Source organism: Variovorax sp. RKNM96, assembly GCF_017161115.1.
Classification (GTDB): Bacteria; Pseudomonadota; Gammaproteobacteria; order Burkholderiales; family Burkholderiaceae_C; genus Variovorax.
This window is the reverse complement of the sequence record NZ_CP046508.1, coordinates 4,106,313-4,121,654: the sequence shown is the minus strand read 5'-3', so window position 1 is coordinate 4,121,654 and position 15,342 is coordinate 4,106,313. Positions and strand designations below refer to the sequence as shown.

17 protein-coding genes are annotated in these 15,342 nt (G+C 68.7%); 14 read left to right on the top strand and 3 right to left on the bottom strand.

The genetic code is table 11. The annotated features are described in order from the left end of the window. The first annotated feature begins 164 nt into the window (after nucleotides 1-164). From GNX71_RS18965 to GNX71_RS18945, 5 genes are read left to right on the top strand one after another with little or no spacing between them, the layout of a single operon-like run. Nucleotides 165-2,495: a xanthine dehydrogenase family protein molybdopterin-binding subunit gene (locus GNX71_RS18965; protein WP_206173758.1), complete on the top strand. Its 2,331-nt coding sequence runs from the start codon at nucleotides 165-167 to the stop codon at nucleotides 2,493-2,495. A 36-nt stretch (nucleotides 2,496-2,531) separates the two neighbouring features. Beyond that, nucleotides 2,532-3,446, top strand: a complete 915-nt coding sequence (locus GNX71_RS18960; RefSeq protein ID WP_206173757.1) for an AraC family transcriptional regulator — start codon at nucleotides 2,532-2,534, stop codon at nucleotides 3,444-3,446. Continuing rightward, a complete protein-coding gene (locus tag GNX71_RS18955) occupies nucleotides 3,425-3,784 on the top strand; it encodes a VOC family protein (protein ID WP_206173756.1) in 360 nt (119 codons plus the stop codon). The genes GNX71_RS18960 and GNX71_RS18955 overlap by 22 nt, the downstream gene beginning before the upstream one ends. Nucleotides 3,785-3,807: 23 nt before the next feature. Next, on the top strand, nucleotides 3,808-4,212 hold the full coding sequence (locus GNX71_RS18950) for an SRPBCC family protein (RefSeq protein WP_206173755.1): 405 nt from the start codon (nucleotides 3,808-3,810) through the stop codon (nucleotides 4,210-4,212). After that, entirely contained in the window at nucleotides 4,209-4,652 is a 444-nt protein-coding gene (locus GNX71_RS18945) for a nuclear transport factor 2 family protein (protein WP_206173754.1), read from the top strand. The genes GNX71_RS18950 and GNX71_RS18945 overlap by 4 nt, the downstream gene beginning before the upstream one ends. Here the strand turns inward: GNX71_RS18945 and pobA are convergent. After that, the gene (pobA, locus tag GNX71_RS18940; RefSeq protein WP_206173753.1) at nucleotides 4,622-5,803 is read right to left on the bottom strand and encodes a 4-hydroxybenzoate 3-monooxygenase; all 1,182 of its coding nucleotides are present in this window, start codon (nucleotides 5,801-5,803) and stop codon (nucleotides 4,622-4,624) included. The genes GNX71_RS18945 and pobA overlap by 31 nt on opposite strands. 132 nt (nucleotides 5,804-5,935) lie before the next feature. Between pobA and GNX71_RS18935 the strand changes: the two genes are divergently transcribed. From GNX71_RS18935 to GNX71_RS18915, 5 genes are all read left to right on the top strand, one after another. Continuing rightward, on the top strand, nucleotides 5,936-6,706 hold the full coding sequence (locus GNX71_RS18935; protein ID WP_206173752.1) for an IclR family transcriptional regulator C-terminal domain-containing protein: 771 nt from the start codon (nucleotides 5,936-5,938) through the stop codon (nucleotides 6,704-6,706). A gap of 221 nt (nucleotides 6,707-6,927) precedes the next feature. Beyond that, the gene (locus tag GNX71_RS18930; protein ID WP_176657107.1) at nucleotides 6,928-7,587 is read left to right on the top strand and encodes a response regulator transcription factor; all 660 of its coding nucleotides are present in this window, start codon (nucleotides 6,928-6,930) and stop codon (nucleotides 7,585-7,587) included. Next, on the top strand, nucleotides 7,584-8,930 hold the full coding sequence (locus tag GNX71_RS18925) for an ATP-binding protein (RefSeq protein WP_206173751.1): 1,347 nt from the start codon (nucleotides 7,584-7,586) through the stop codon (nucleotides 8,928-8,930). The genes GNX71_RS18930 and GNX71_RS18925 overlap by 4 nt, the downstream gene beginning before the upstream one ends. Nucleotides 8,931-9,099: 169 nt before the next feature. Further along, nucleotides 9,100-10,581: a Do family serine endopeptidase gene (locus tag GNX71_RS18920; RefSeq protein WP_206173750.1), complete on the top strand. Its 1,482-nt coding sequence runs from the start codon at nucleotides 9,100-9,102 to the stop codon at nucleotides 10,579-10,581. A gap of 18 nt (nucleotides 10,582-10,599) precedes the next feature. Continuing rightward, on the top strand, nucleotides 10,600-10,941 hold the full coding sequence (locus GNX71_RS18915) for a hypothetical protein (RefSeq protein WP_206173749.1): 342 nt from the start codon (nucleotides 10,600-10,602) through the stop codon (nucleotides 10,939-10,941). Here the strand turns inward: GNX71_RS18915 and GNX71_RS18910 are convergent. After that, nucleotides 10,916-11,908, bottom strand: coding sequence for a YafY family protein (locus GNX71_RS18910; RefSeq protein WP_241026978.1), 993 nt, complete (start codon nucleotides 11,906-11,908; stop codon nucleotides 10,916-10,918). The genes GNX71_RS18915 and GNX71_RS18910 overlap by 26 nt on opposite strands. Before the next feature lie 90 nt (nucleotides 11,909-11,998). On the opposite strand from GNX71_RS18910, the gene GNX71_RS18905 reads away from it, so the two are divergent. Next, on the top strand, nucleotides 11,999-12,403 hold the full coding sequence (locus GNX71_RS18905) for a GFA family protein (protein ID WP_206173747.1): 405 nt from the start codon (nucleotides 11,999-12,001) through the stop codon (nucleotides 12,401-12,403). 15 nt (nucleotides 12,404-12,418) lie between these two features. On the opposite strand, the gene GNX71_RS18900 is transcribed toward GNX71_RS18905, so the two are convergent. Further along, entirely contained in the window at nucleotides 12,419-12,802 is a 384-nt protein-coding gene (locus GNX71_RS18900) for a hypothetical protein (RefSeq protein WP_206173746.1), read from the bottom strand. Between the two features lie 206 nt (nucleotides 12,803-13,008). On the opposite strand from GNX71_RS18900, the gene GNX71_RS18895 reads away from it, so the two are divergent. Genes GNX71_RS18895 through GNX71_RS18885 form a run of 3 tightly spaced genes read left to right on the top strand, consistent with a single transcriptional unit; the run spans nucleotide 13,009 to nucleotide 15,296 of the window. Next, a complete protein-coding gene (locus tag GNX71_RS18895; protein WP_206173745.1) occupies nucleotides 13,009-13,722 on the top strand; it encodes a secretin and TonB N-terminal domain-containing protein in 714 nt (237 codons plus the stop codon). Nucleotides 13,723-13,738: 16 nt separating this feature from the next. After that, the gene (locus GNX71_RS18890) at nucleotides 13,739-14,299 is read left to right on the top strand and encodes an RNA polymerase sigma factor (RefSeq protein ID WP_206173744.1); all 561 of its coding nucleotides are present in this window, start codon (nucleotides 13,739-13,741) and stop codon (nucleotides 14,297-14,299) included. A gap of 31 nt (nucleotides 14,300-14,330) precedes the next feature. Then, a complete protein-coding gene (locus tag GNX71_RS18885) occupies nucleotides 14,331-15,296 on the top strand; it encodes a FecR domain-containing protein (protein ID WP_206173743.1) in 966 nt (321 codons plus the stop codon). Nucleotides 15,297-15,342 lie beyond the last annotated feature (46 nt).

Sequence of the window (15,342 nt, the reverse complement as noted above, 5' to 3'; positions counted from 1 at the left end):
CCGGTCGCCGGGTGTCGCAAACGATTGCGGTCCATGCGCCACAGGCCGCCGTCGTAGCGGACAAGAACCCCCGAAGCCCATATAGTGCTGCTTCTATTTGCCCCCCATAAAGCGGATCCAGTGGGCCAGCGTTGCCCGCCGGGAATCAGCACAAGAGGACCACGTTGACCACTGAACCCAACCCCACCCGCTTTGGCAGCGGCCAGGCGGTGCGCCGCCTCGAGGACGAAAGCCTGCTGGCAGGCGCCGGACGCTACACAGACGACGTCACGCTCCCCGACCAGGCGCATCTCGTTTTCCTTCGCTCTCCCTATCCGCACGCACGCATCGTTTCCATCGACACGAGCACGGCTTCTGCCATGCCCGGCGTGCTGCGCGTCATCACCGGCGCCGAGCTGGCGGCCGCGGGGGTCAAGCCGATGCCGGGTGCCGCGGGGTTCAAGCGCGCCGACGGCAGCGACAGCGCCAGCCCGCCGCGCTACGCCATGGCGAACGAGCGCACGCGCTTCGTGGGCGAGGCGGTGGCCGCCGTGATTGCCGACACCGTTCAGCAGGCGCGCGACGCCGCCGAGGCCGTGATGGTCGACTACGAAGACCTGCCCATGGTGGTCGACCTCGCCAGCGCCACCGCCGAAGGCGCGCCGCAGCTGTGCGAAGAAGCCACCGGCAACATCGCCGCCGAAATGCGCCACGGCAACAGCGAGGCCGCGACCGCCGCCTTCGCCAAGGCCAGCCACGTGGTGGCGCTCGACGTCATCAACCAGCGCGTGGTCGCGCTCACCATCGAGCCGCGCTCGGTGCTCGCCGTGCACGACGCCAAGACCGATCGCCTCACGATCCGCATGAGCACGCAGATGCCTTCGGGCGTGCGCGATTCGGTGTGCGCCGCCATCGGCCTTGCCAAGGAAAAGGTGCGTGTGGTGGTGGGCGATGTGGGCGGCGGTTTCGGCATGAAGACCGGCGCCTACCCTGAAGACATCGCGGTCGCGTTCGCCGCGCTGCAGGTCAAGCGCCCCGTGAAATGGGTGGCCGATCGCAGCGAAGAATTTCTCTCCAGCGCGCACGGCCGCGACATCGAGGCGCGCGCCGAACTCGCGCTCGATGCCGAAGGAAAGATCCTCGCGCTGCGCATCAAGACGCTGGCCAACGTGGGCGCCTACGCCACCGGCACGGGCGTCGCGATCCAGCTGCTCATCGGCCCCTGGGTGCAGACCAGCGTCTACGACATCCAGACCATCGACTTCCATTTCAAGGCGGTGCTCACCAACACCGCGCCCACCGGCGCCTACCGCGGCGCGGGCCGCCCAGAAGCCATCTTCACCATCGAGCGCCTGATGGACGAGGCCGCGCGCCAGACCGGCATCGACCGCATCATCCTGCGCCGGATGAACTTCATCCAGCCCGACCAGATGCCCTACAAGAACCCGATGGCGCAGGTCTACGACACCGGCAATTTCGAGTCGGTGATGGACCAGGCGCTCACGCTGGCCGACTGGCAGGGCTTCGAGGGCCGGGCCGCCGAGTCCGCGAAGAACGGCAAGCACCGGGGCCTGGGCATCGCCACTTTCCTCGAATGGACCGGCGGCAACGTGTTCGAGGAACGCGTCACGGTGTCGGTGCAGGCCGATGGCGTGATCGAGGTGTTCTCCGCCGTCAACGCCATGGGGCAGGGCATTGCCACCTCGCTCGCGCAACTCGCGGTCGATGCCTTCGGCGTGCCCATCGAGAAGGTGCGCGTCGTGCTCGGCGACACCGACCGCGGCGACGGCTTCGGCAGCGCAGGTTCCCGCTCGCTCTTCACCGGCGGCTCGGCCGTGCGCATCGGCGCGGAGCGCACCATCGACAAGGCGCGCGAGCTCGCGGCGCAGGAGTTCGAGGCTGCCATCGACGACATCATCTACAGCCGCGGCAGCTTCTCGGTGGCCGGCACCGACCTCGAGCTCGACCTGTTCACGCTCGCGGGCAAGCAGCCCGAGCGCGAGATCTTCGTGGACTCCACCAGCACCGTGGCCGGCCCGACCTGGCCCAACGGCTGCCACATCTGCGAGATCGAGCTCGATCCGCCCACCGGCGAAATCAGCGTGGTGGCCTACAGCTCGGTCAACGACGTGGGCCGCGTGATCAACCCGATGATCGTGCGCGGCCAGCTTGAGGGCGGCGCGGTGCAGGGCATCGGCCAGGCGCTGTACGAGCAGGTGGTGTACGACCACGAAACCGGCCAGCCCGTGACCGGCAGCCTCATGGACTACGCCGCGCCGCGCGCCGACATCGTCGACACCATGTTCCACATGGAGATGGACGAATCGACGCCCTGCACGAACAACCCGCTGGGCGTGAAGGGCGTGGGCGAACTGGGCACCATCGGCGCCACACCGGCCATCGTGAATGCGGTGGCGGATGCGTTCGCGCGCAACGGCCTTGCATCGACCGCGCCGCGCCTGCACATGCCGCTGAGCCCGTCGCGGGTATGGGCGGCGATGCACACGGTGGACTGAACATCCGCCAAAAGGTGTTCGAAGGGCACACGCACCATGCTCATCACCACCGAACTGCAGACCGACCCGATCCGCGTCTCCAGCTACCGCTGTGACGCGGGGCCTGGCGCCCCGTCGTTCACCGAGATGCACGAGGACTACTCGGTCTCGTACGTGCGCAAAGGCAGCTTCGGCTATCGCACGCGCGGCAATGCGTATGAACTCGTGGCCGGCTCGGTGCTGGTGGGGTGCCCGGGCGACGAATACGTCTGCACCCATGACCATCACATCTGCGGCGACGAGTGCCTGGCGTTCCACCTCTCGCCCGGCTTCGTGGACCTCGTCGGCGGCGACAGGCAGACCTGGCGCACCGCGGGGCTCCCACCATTGCCCGAACTCATGGTGCTCGGCGAACTCGCGCAGGTCGCCGCCGAGGGCGAGAGCGACGTCGGCCTCGACGAACTGGGCATGTGGTTCGCGAGCCGTTTCGTCGAAGTGGTGGGCGGCCGGGGCAAGCCGTCATCGCCGCGGACCGCTGCGCCGCGCGACAGGCGCCGCGCCGTCGATGCCGCGATGTGGATCGACGCCAACTCGCACGATGACATCGGCCTCGAAGGTGCGGCCTCCGAAGCCGGCCTGAGCTCCTTCCATTTCCTGCGCCTGTTCTCGCAGGTGCTCGGCGTCACGCCGCACCAGTATCTGGTGCGCTCGCGCCTGCGCCACGCGGCGCGCCTGCTGGCGGACGACGACCGGCCCGTGACCGACGTGGCCTTCGACGTGGGCTTTGCCGACCTGAGCAACTTCGTTCGCACCTTCCACCGTGCGGCGGGCGTCTCGCCGCGCGGCTTCCGGCAGGCCGCCAAGGGCGATCGCAAGATTCTCCAAGACCGCATGGCGGCCCTGCTCAATGATGACCGCCTGGTTCATTCATCAAGCAGGAAGTCATCGCCATGTACGACCACATCGGACTGAAAGTCAAAGACCTCGCCGCGAGCCGGCGCTTCTACGAAGCCGCACTCGCACCGCTCGGCCATGTGCTGGGCAGTCACGACGACAGCTACGCGGGCATCGGCCCGGCCGACGCGCCGGCCCTGTGGCTCTATGCGGAGAAAGGCGCGAAGGGCCCGGGCACGCACCTCGCGTTCCGCGCACCCGATCACCAGGCCGTCTCGGCCTTCCACAAGGCGGGCCTGAAGGCCGGCGGCACGGACAACGGCGGCGCCGGCCCGCGCGCCGACTACAGCCCGACCTACTACGCGGCCTTCCTGATCGACCCCGACGGCAACAACGTCGAGGCAGTCTGCCCCTGAGGCGCGGAAAGGACAAAAGCACCATGGCCACCATCTACAAGGAATTCACCGTCGAGGCCGATGTGGCGCAGGTGTGGGATGCGCTGCGTGACTTCGGCGCCGTCCACACGCGCCTCGCGCCCGGCTTCCTCACGGACTGCAAGCTGGACGGGCAGGGCGCTCGCATCGTCAGCTTTGCCAACGGACTCGTCGCACGCGAACTGCTGGTGGGCATCGACGAGGCGAACCGCCGGCTGGCCTACACCGTCACCGATGGCAAGGCGAGCCACCACCAGGCATCCGCGCAGGTGTTTGCGGACGGCGAAGGCCGCGCGCGCTTCGTGTGGATCACCGACGTGCTGCCCGACGAATTCGCCGCCTACGTCGAGCCGATGATGGTGAAGGGCGGCGAGGCGATGAAAAAGACGTTGGAGAAACAACGCGAATGAGCAGTCCATCACCTGCTTCGAGCGAGATCCACGCGGTCGTCCAGCGCTATGCGGACGCCTGGGCCGCCAACGACCTGAAGGCCATCTTCGACTGCTACCACGACGAGGTTGTCTTCCACTATTTCGGGCAGAGCCCGCTCGCGGGCACGCACCGCGGCAAGGCGGCCTGCCTTGCCGTCCTCAAGCAGGTGAAGGAGAAAACGAACCGCCGGCTGGCCGCGATCCGCGACGTGCTGGCCGGTGAGCGCTTCGGGCTGATCGTCGCCATCGAACAGTTCGAGCACGAAGGCCGAGCCTTCGAATTGGAGCGCCTGCTGCGCTATGCGGTGAAGGACGGCAAGCTCTCGGAGTGCTGGGTCTACGACGAAGACCAGCGGCAGGTCGACGAGGTACTGGGCCTCGTCACCTCTCAGAAGTCTTCGAGCGGCAGCCCCACGTAGTTTTCCGCCAGCGCGGTGGAGGCCGCGTGCGAATGCACGAGGTAGTCGAGTTCGGCTTCCTGGATCTTCTGGCCGAAGGCGCCGGTCTCGGGAAAGCGGTGCATCAACGAGGTGAACCACCACGAGAAGCGCTCGGCCTTCCAGACGCGACGCAGGCACAAATCCGAATAGCGATCGAGCGCCGAGGCTGACTTCTCGCCATAGAAGATCTCGAACGCACGCGAGAGATAACCCACATCGGCCGTCGCGAGGTTCAGCCCCTTGGCACCGGTCGGCGGCACGATGTGCGCCGCATCGCCCGCCAGGAACAGCGCACCGAAGCGCATCGGCTCGGCGACGAAACTGCGCAGCGGCGCGATGCTTTTTTCCAGCGACGGACCGGTCACCAGCCGCTCGCGGGCCTCGGGGTCGAGCCGAGCGCGCAGTTCGTTCCAGAAGGCCTCGTCGCTCCAGTTCTCGACACGTTCTTCGGTCGGCACCTGCACGTAGTAGCGCGAGCGCGTGGCGCTGCGCATGCTGCACAGCGCGAAGCCGCGCTCGGTGTTCGCATAGATGAGTTCATGCGACACCGGCGGCACGTCGGCCAGCACGCCGAGCCAGCCGAAGGGGTAGACCTTCTCGTAGGTCTGGATCGCATCGGCCGGCACACTCGCGCGGCTCACGCCGTGGTAGCCGTCGCAGCCGGCGATGAAGTCGCATTCGATCTCGTGCGTCTGGCCGTCTTTCTCGTAGCGCACGCGCGGCTTGCTTGAATCGAAGTCGTGCAGGCTCACGTTCGCGGCGCTGTAGATGGTTGCAAGGCCCTCGGCGGCGCGCGCTTCCATCAGGTCGCGCGTCACTTCGGTCTGACCGTAGACGGTGACCTGCTTGCCGCCGGTGAGGCCGTGCATGTCGATGCGATGCCGCGCGCCCTTGAACAGCAGTTCGATGCCTTCGTGCGGCAGACCTTCGGTGCGGGCGCGTGCATCGACACCGGCGCGTGCCAGCAGGTCCATCGTCACCTGTTCGAGCACGCCGGCGCGGATGCGGCCCAGCACGTAGTCGCCGCTCTGGCGTTCGACGATGACGTTGTCGATCCCCGCCTTGAAAAGCAGTTGACCGAGCAGAAGGCCGGCGGGGCCCGCGCCGATGATCGCGACCTGGGTGCGCATGTTCGTGTCTCCGAGAGGTGTTTCGCCGAGCGTAGGGCGCGGCTGGCCGCCTGGTTCACGACATTCCGAGGCACTGTGCGATCATGCGAACGCGTGCGCGATGATCGCGCAACACTTCCAATTGAGACCCGAATGACCATCGCCAAGGCCGATTTCATCGAGGGCATTGCCAAGGGGATGGCGGTGCTCGAAAGCTTCGACACCGAGCGCCAGCGCCTCAATGCCACGCTGGCCGCCGAACGCGCCGGCCTCACGCGCGCCGCCGCCCGTCGCCATCTGCTCACGCTCGCCCACCTGGGCTACCTGGAGACCGACGGCAGCTATTTCTGGATGGCGCCCAAGGTGCTGCGCTTCTCGGGGAGCTACCTTGCCTCGTCGCGCCTGCCGCGCGCGCTGCAGCCCACGCTCAACCGCCTCGCGGCGCAGACCGGCGAATCGTTCTCCGCCGTGGTGCTCGACGGCGAAGAGGTGGTCATCGTCGCGCGCAGTGGCAGCTACGGCACCCCGACGCGCGTGCTGGCCTACGGCCTTCACCTGGGCGCGCGGCTGCCGGCGCATGCGACGTCCACCGGCCGCGTGCTGCTCGCGGCCATGGCCTCTACCCAGCTCACGCAATGGCTCAAGGGCCGGCACCTCGCGCGACTGACACCACAGACCATCACGCAGGCACGGGGCCTGCGCCAGCTGATTGCCCGCACGCGCAAGGACGACTATTGTTTTGCCAGCGAGGAGCACGAGCTCGGCGTGCAGGCGCTCGCGGTGCCGCTGCGCGACATGCAGGGCCACACGGTGGCCGCGCTCAACGTGGTGCTGTCGGGCACGCGCTACCAGGAAGAAGCGCTGCAGCGCGAGATGCTGCCGCTGCTGTTCGAGGCCGCGCGCGAGGTCCGCTCGCTGCTCTGAGAGGCTGAGAGGCAATCCGACATGACCGCTCATCCCCCGCAAATGCCCCCACTCTGCGTTGCAAATGCTCGCCATAGCCCGAGCTATGGCTGTGCTTTGCGCCTTGATTGGAGGCATTTGCGGGGGCTGCTCGGTCACGCCGAATTGCCTCTCAGCCTCTGAACTGAACTTCGCCACGGCCACTGCCTCGAATCCTGCAGACCGGACAACGGAACACAACCATGCGACTCCTGCTTCTCGAAGACGACGTGATGATCGGCGAGGCCGTGCTCGACCTGCTGCGCGCCGAGCAATACGCGGTGGACTGGGTGAAGGACGGCGAGGCCGCCGAGTCGGCCCTGCGCACCCAGCAGTACGACCTGGTGCTGCTCGACCTGGGCGTGCCGCGCCGCGATGGCCTGGAGGTGTTGCGCAGCCTGCGCGCCCGCAAGCAGCGCATGCCGGTGCTGATCGCCACCGCGCGCGACTCGGTGCAGCAGCGCATCGAAGGGCTCGATGCCGGCGCCGACGACTACGTGCTCAAGCCCTACGACCTCGATGAGCTGCTGGCCCGCATCCGCGCCTTGCTGCGCCGGGCGGCCGGGCGCGCCGAGCCGGTGTACGAGCACATGGGCGTGAGCATCAATCCCGCCACGCGCGAGGTCACGGTGGCCGGGCAGCCGGTGGTGCTGTCGGCGCGCGAATGGGCGGTGCTGGAGCCGCTGCTGGCGCGTCCGGGCATGGTGCTCTCGCGCGCCCAGCTCGAGGAAAAGCTCTACAGCTGGAAGGACGAGATCAGCAGCAACGCGGTCGAGGTCTACGTGCACGGCCTGCGCAAGAAGCTCGGCGCCGAATTCATCCGCAACGTCCGCGGCGTCGGCTACATGGTGCCGAAGGTATGACGCGGAGCCTGACCGGATCGCTGCGCGCGCGCCTCCTGTGGTTCCTGCTCGCAGCCATCGTGCTGGCCGCGGGCGCGCAGGCCCTCGTCGCCTACCGCACGGTGCTGCACGAGGCCGACGACATCTTCGATTACCACATGCAGCAGATGGCGATGTCGCTGCGCTCGGGCCTGCCGCCCAGCGCGGCGGTCGGTGGCATCGGCGGCGGCGAGCAGAACTTCGACTTCGTGGTGCAGGTGTGGACCGCCGACGGCGTGCGCGTCTTCGAATCCGCCGACCAGGCCGCGCTGCCGCAGCTCGCGGTGCTGGGCTTTGCCGACGTGCGTGCGCGCGGCACCACGTACCGCGTGTTCTCGATGCAGACGCGCGGCCTCGTGATCCAGGTGGCGCAGGACATGGCGGCGCGGCGCAGCATGGCCGGCACGCTGGCGCTGCGCACCATCGCGCCGGTGGCGCTGATGGCGCCGCTCCTGATGCTGGTCGTATGGTGGGTCGTGAGCCGGTCGCTCGCGCCGGTGGCCCGCGTGAGGAAACAGGTGGCGTCGCGACAGGCCGACGATCTCTCGCCGGTGAGCGAGGAAGGCCTGCCCGAGGAGGTGCGCCCGCTGGTGCAGGAGCTTAACCTGCTGTTCGGCCGTGTGCGCCATGCCTTCGATGCGCAGAAGCACTTCGTCGCCGATGCCGCGCACGAATTGCGTTCACCGCTCGCGGCATTGAAGCTGCAGGTGCAGGGCCTGCAGCGCGCGCCGGACGATGCGGCGCGCGACCTCGCGGTGAGCCGCCTTGTCGCGGGCATCGACCGCTCGACGCGGCTGGTCGAGCAGATGCTCGCGCTGGCCCGGCACGAGGCCAGCATGGCGGCCGGCGCGAAGCCGGAGCCGGTCGATCTCGCCGAGGTCGCGCGCCTCGCGATCTCGGATGCTGTGGCGGGCGCGCAGGCACGGCGCATCGACATCGGCGTGGCGCATGCCGATGCCGCGGTGGTCGAGGGCCAGCCCGAGGCGCTGCGCATGCTGCTGCGCAACCTGCTCGACAACGCGGTCAAGTACACGCCTGAAGAGGGCCGCGTCGACATCGGCATCGTGAAGCTCGGCGACGCGATCGAACTCAGCGTGGACGACAGCGGCCCCGGGCTGCCCGAGGCGGAGCGCGAACGCGTGCTCGACCGCTTCTACCGTTCGGGCGAACCGCAGGCGCCGGGCAGCGGGCTGGGGCTGGCCATCGTCAAGTCGATTGCCGACCTGCACGGCGCCACGGTGACGCTGGAAAAGTCCCCCAGCCTCGGCGGGCTGCGCGTGCGAGTCGTATTCGCTCCCTCTCCCTCCGGGAGAGGGCTGGGGTGAGGGTGCCCTGCCGCCGATGAGGTGCGGCGGTTGGGTCAAGGCCGATGCCCTCACCCCAACCCTCTCCCAGAGGGAGAGGGCGTAACTCCCGTTTAAGCGGCGCTTAAGTCAGCGCAACGACATTCCTTTCATCGTGTTTTGCGTCCCACGCAATGAAAGGAACCGACAGATGAACACCCGCCTGACTTCCCCTCGCGCCCTGGTGATCGCCCTGGCAAGCGCCGGCGTGATCGGCGCCGTCGGTGCCGGCGCCTACACCAGCGCCGTGAGCGCCCCGACCAATGCCACCCCCATCGCCGCGGCCCCCGCGATGGTGACGCTGCCCGACTTCTCGACCATCACCTCGCGCGACGGCCCCGCCGTGGTCAACATCAGCGTGACCGGCACCATGAAGGCCTCGGACGACGAAGCCGCGGCCGAGATCCAGGGCATCGATCCCGACGATCCGATGTTCCAGTTCTTCCGCCGGTTCCAGGGCCAGATGGGCCCGCGCGGCCAGCAGCAACAACAACGCGACGTGCCGGTGCGCGCGCAGGGCTCGGGCTTCATCGTCGACCCGAGCGGCATCATCATCACCAACGCCCACGTCGTGAAGGACGCGAAGGAAGTCACCGTCAAGCTGACCGACCGCCGCGAATACCGCGCCAAGGTGCTCGGCGCCGATGCCAAGACCGACATCGCCGTGCTCAAGATCGATGCGAAGAACCTGCCCGTGCTTGCGCTGGGCAACACCAAGGACCTGAAGGTCGGCGAATGGGTGCTGGCCATCGGCTCGCCGTTCGGCTTCGAGAACACGGTGACGGCCGGCGTCGTGAGCGCCAAGGGCCGTTCGCTGCCCGACGACAGCTACGTGCCCTTCATCCAGACCGACGTGGCGGTGAACCCCGGCAACTCCGGCGGCCCGCTGCTCAACACGCGTGGCGAGGTGGTCGGCATCAATTCGCAGATCTACAGCCGCAGCGGCGGCTACCAGGGCGTGTCGTTCGCGATCCCGATCGATGTCGCCGTGCAGGTGAAGGACCAGATCGTCGCGACCGGCAAGGCTTCGCATGCGCGCCTGGGCGTCGCGGTGCAGGAAGTGAACCAGGCCTTCGCCGATTCCTTCAAGCTCGACAAGCCCGAAGGCGCGCTGGTCTCGAACATCGAGAAGGGCGGCCCCGGCGACAAGGCGGGCCTCAAGGCGGGCGACGTGATCCGCAAGGTCGACGGCCAGGCCATCGTCTCTTCGGGCGACCTGCCCGCGGTGATCGGCCAGCAGGCGCCGGGCAAGAAGGTCACGCTCGAAGTGTGGCGCCAGGGCGAGCGGCAGGAGCTGCAGGCCAAGCTCGGCGATGCCAGCGACAAGCCGGCCCAGGTCGCGAAGGCCGACACCGGCGCAGGTCAGGGCAAGCTGGGCCTGGCGTTGCGTCCCCTGCAGCCGCAGGAGAAGCGCGAGGCGGGCGTCGACACCGGCCTCTTGATCGAAGACGCGGCCGGCCCTTCGGCGCAGGCCGGCGTGCAGGCGGGCGATGTGCTGCTGGCCATCAACGGCACCCCGGCCCAGAGCCTGGAGCAGGTGCGCGAGGTGGTGGCGAAGGCGACCAACAAGTCGGTGGCTCTGTTGATCCAGCGCGGCGAAGACAAGATCTTCGTGCCGGTGCGAATCGGCTGATCGACGGACGCGAGCCGGATGAAGCCGCCGGGCAACCTGCCCCTGGTCGTGGTTCAGGAGCGCGCGGCGGCCAACGGCCTCTCCGCGCACATCCTGCCCACGTCGGCCACGATGATCGGCGTGTGCATGACCGTGATGTCGATCGGCCACCTCGGGCCGCGCGACGACATGCGGCTCCTGATCGACCGGCTCCTCGCCGTCGACGCGCTGGTCTTCCTGGCCAGCGCGTTGCTGTCGTTCATCTCGATGCGCTCGCGCCGCTCGGGCGTGCGGCTGGAAGCCTGGGGCGAGATGGTGTTCATCGCCGGCCTCGGGCTGCTGGCGCTCGGGGCGGTCACGCTGGCGTTCGCGCTGCGCTAGTGCCCGTCCCACGCGGCTTGCCTGCCGCCTTGCCCAGGCGCACGGCAACGCGCGCAATGTGTTCGACCAGCTCCTTCGGCGACTCGACCTCGAAGTCGTGCCCGAGGCAACCCAGCCACACGGCCAGCGCGTCGAGCGAGTTGGCCGCGGTCGCGATCCGTGTCGTCTCGTCGTCGATCGCCTCCGGCACGCCGCCCACCCATCCCAGGTGCGCCTCGAGCGCCTTGACGGGCGCATGCACCACGATGCGCGCGTGGTGCAGGTAGGGCGAGATCCGCAGCGCCTGTTCCATGTAGGCCGCGACATCGCCGTGCGGCAGCCTGCGCGGCGTGAAGCGCGCGCCGGTCGGCGCGGGCGCCACGATTCGGTCGAGGCGAAAGGTGCGCCAGTCGTCGCGCGCCGTGTCCCACGCCAGCAGATACCAGCGCTGGCCCGACTGCACCACCCGATGGGGCTCCACTGTGCGCGCGGTCGCCTTCGCGTGGTGGTCGCGGTAGTCGAAGCGCAGCTCGGCCCGGTCGGTGCAGGCTTCGGCGAACAGCGTGACCGCCTTCAACCGCACTTCCGATTTGCCGCGCGCGAGCGGCACCACTGACGCGCGCACGCTGTCGAGCCGCTTGCGCAATCGCGGCGGCATCAGCTGCTCGAGCTTGGCGAGGGCGCGCATCGAGGCGTTCTCGATGTCGCCCTTGCCGTCGCTCGGATTGCCGAGGCCCAGCGCCACCGCGATGGCCTCCTCGTCTTCGAGCAGCAGCGGGGGCAGGGCGGCGCCCGCGCCCAGCCGGTAGCCACCGGCCACGCCCGAGGTCGAGTCGACGGTGTAGCCCAGGGTGCGCAGCCGGTCGACATCGCGGCGCAGCGTGCGCTCGGTGATCTCGAGCCGTTCGGCCAGCCCGGCGCCCGTCCAGGAACGTTGGGCCTGGAACAGGGAAAGAAGCCGGATCAGGCGTGCGGAGGCAGACAGCATGGACCGCATGATGCCTCGGATCGAGGACAGAATCTGTCCGCAATGGGTCGTAGCCTTGGTTTCTTTCCAACCCATCCAAGGACGTCCACCATGAAGAAGACATACAACGGCAGCTGCCACTGCGGCAAGGTTCGCTTCCAGGCCCTGATCGACCTCGCCGCGGGCACCGGCAAATGCAATTGCTCGATCTGCATGAAGTCCCGCGGCTGGGGCGCGATCGTCAAGCCGGAAGACTTCACGCTCCTCTCGGGCGAAGAAGACCTCTCGAGCTACCAATTCGCCTCGCGCAGCGCCGAGCACCTGTTCTGCAAGACCTGCGGCATCAAGTCGTTCGGGCGCGGCAACGTGCCCGAGATCGGCGGCGCGTATGTCAGCGTGAACGTGAGCTGCCTGGACGACGCGACGCTGGAAGAGCTTTCGACCGCACCGGTGCGCTACATGGACGGGCGCAACAACAACTGGTTCGAGGTGCCGGCCGAGGTGCGCTACCTCTGAAGAACCGCCGGGCGCTCAGCGCCGGTTGATCAGTGGCGAAGCCGGCTGCACCGGCGGCGGCCGCTGCGGATAGACCGAGGTGCCGAAGGTGTTGCCCATGCGATGCCCGGTGGCCGCGCGGTTGAAGAGGCCGAGCTGGTTGGAAGGCCGCTGTGCGATGGCTTCCGAGGCCATGCCCGGTTGCGCATCGTCGGCTCCTCGCGCCGGGACCTTCGGTTGCAGCTTCTGCGTGAGGCAGTCATAGGATGGCGCGCGCTCGCCGTTGACGGTGACTTCCACGCAGCTGTCCGCGCCGGTGTCTTTCACGCTGGCCACATCTGCCACCTGCGCTGTCTGCGCCGCGGCTTCGCCGCAGAGGACGCACACCAACGCAGTCGCAATGCCGTACAGGAAGTTCATGCGGGTACGCCCATCTCCATCGCTCGGAAGGCGGCAGTCTATGACGCATGCAAGTCAAGGAGAAGACGGCCGCGTGGCGTGCAAACCAAACGTCACATGTCGGTCATCGGCGCCGGATAGTCTCGCCGCTGCACGCGTCCGGCCCGCATGGCGGATGGCCGCATTCCCCAGGACTTTTTCTCTCTCTCGTTGTTGATCTCCGCCACATGACACGTACTTCCGCATCGGGCGGTGCCTTGACACTGTCCTGGTGTCTCGTCGTGGCGTTGATGATGGCCGCGCGCATGGCCGCTGCACAGGCCGTTGCCGATGGCGAACCCGTTCGATTCGACCTGCCGGCCCAGCCGCTGGAGATTTCGCTCTCCGTCTTCGGCCGCATCACCGGGCACTCGGTGCTGGTGGTCAGCAGCCTCACGGCCGGACGCGAAGCGGCCGCCGTCCAGGGCGACTTCGTGCCGCGCGAAGCGCTGCAGCGCATGCTCGCGGGCAGCGGCCTCGCGGCCCGCTACATCGGCGCCGATGCCTTCACGCTCGTGCCCGTTCCTTCAGTGCCGTCCGCGCGCGAGAGGGCCGACGAGCGCGTGCCAAAGGCGGGTGCCGCCGCTGCCCAGGTTGGATATGCCGCCGTGTTGCAGGCATCGATCACGCGCGTGCTCTGCATCGCGCAGCCCGATGCCTTCGGCCGCTACCGCCTCGCCCTGCAGATCTGGATCGATGCCGCCGGGCTCGTGAACGAGGCGCGCCTGATCGAAGGCAGCGGCCTCGCCCAGCGCGATGCGCTCGTGCTCGCCACCCTGGGTTCGCTGCAGATGGACGCGCCGCCCCCGCCAGGCATGGCGCAGCCCGTGACCATTCTCCTGACACCGCGTGCCGACCCCGCGCGAGACTGCCGGCCCTGGCGTGGCGCGCAGGCCGGCTGAGCAGGGAACGACAGGCATGCCCGATTCGATCAAGGCCTCGCTGCGCGCGCTGTTCCTCGCGCGCTACGCCCAGTTCAGGAAGCACCTGCAGATCCGCCTGGGCTCGGAGGACCTGGCCAACGACGCGCTGCAGGAGGCCTACCTGCGCGTGGAGAGCGCCAACGTGCGCAGCGCGGTGCGATTTCCCTCGGCGTACCTGTTTCGCATCGCGCTCAACGTGGCGGAAGACCAGCGCAAGAGCAATTCGCGGCTGTTGAGCGTGGGCGAGGTCGAGGCGCTCTACGACATGGCCGACGAGATGGCCGACCCGGCGCGCGGCGCCGAGGCCCGCAGCGAGCTGGAGGCATTGGAGCGCGCGCTGGCCGAGCTGCCGCGCCGCCGCCGCGCCATCGTGCTGGCCGCGCGCGTGGACGAGATGCCCCACAAGGAAATTGCCGCGCGCTACGGCGTTTCGGCGCGCACGGTCGAGAAGGAACTGCGCGCGGGCCTGGAGCATTGCTGCGAGAGATTGGGGAGAGATTTCATCCAGCGCTTCGGTCCCGGCGCCGGAAAACAGTCTGAGCGTGATGACAGCTGAAAAATCCGGTCGACCCGCGGACGGCGAAGCCATGAAGACCCTGCAACGCGAGGCCGGGGCCTGGGTCGTGCGGCTCGGCTCGCAGCAGGCGACGGAAGAAGACGCGCAGGCCTTCAGGCGCTGGTGCGCGCAAAGCCGCGCCCACGCGGACGCGTTCGTGCGGGCGCGCGAGGTGTGGCAGGCGATGGCGCCCGCCGCGCTGCGCGTGCAGCAGGAAGATCGCCGGCAGGGCGAGCGGACGATGCATGCGCGCCAGCCCGTCGCGGGCCGCCGCGCCTTCATCGGCGGCGCGGTGGCCGCGTCGGTCGCCTACCTTGCGGTGCGCCCGCCGCTGCAGCTGTGGCCTTCCGTCACGGAGTGGGGCGCGGACTACCGTACCGCCACCGGCGAGCAGCGTGAAGTGGCAATGGCCGATGGGGTGGTGCTGCAGATGAACACGCAGACCCGGGTCAATGTGCTGCGCACTGCCGAGAGCGGCGAGGGCATCGAGCTCCTGGCCGGCGAGGCCGAGATCGCCACGCAGGCCTCGGCATCCGCGCGCGTCACCGTCTCGGCCGCCGATGGCGTGGTGTCGGCGGTGCGCGCGCGCTTCAACATCCGACACACCGACGGAGAGGTCTGCGTCACCTGCCTGGCCGGCGAGGTCGAGGTGGCCCGCGGCGCGCAGCGCGTGGCGCTCGACGAGGGCCGGCAACTGAGCTATGGCGCCGCGGGCATGGGCGCCGCCGTGCCGGTCGACACCGGCGCGGTCACGGCCTGGCGCCGGCGGCTGCTGGTGTTCGAGCAGGTGCCGCTCGCGCAGGTGGTGGCCGAGGTCAACCGCTACCGGCACGGCCGGCTCATCCTCACCAGCGAGGCGCTCGGCCGCAGCCTGGTGCAGGCGAGCTTTTCCATCGACCGGCTCGACGACGTGGCCTCGCTCGTGCGCGAGGCCTACGGCGCCGAGGTCACGCAGTTGCCCGGCGGCATCGTGCTGCTCGGGCAGGCGAAGGCGTGAACCTCCGGGCTTCGTGAAGATTTCGTGACATGGTGCAGTCGCCCCG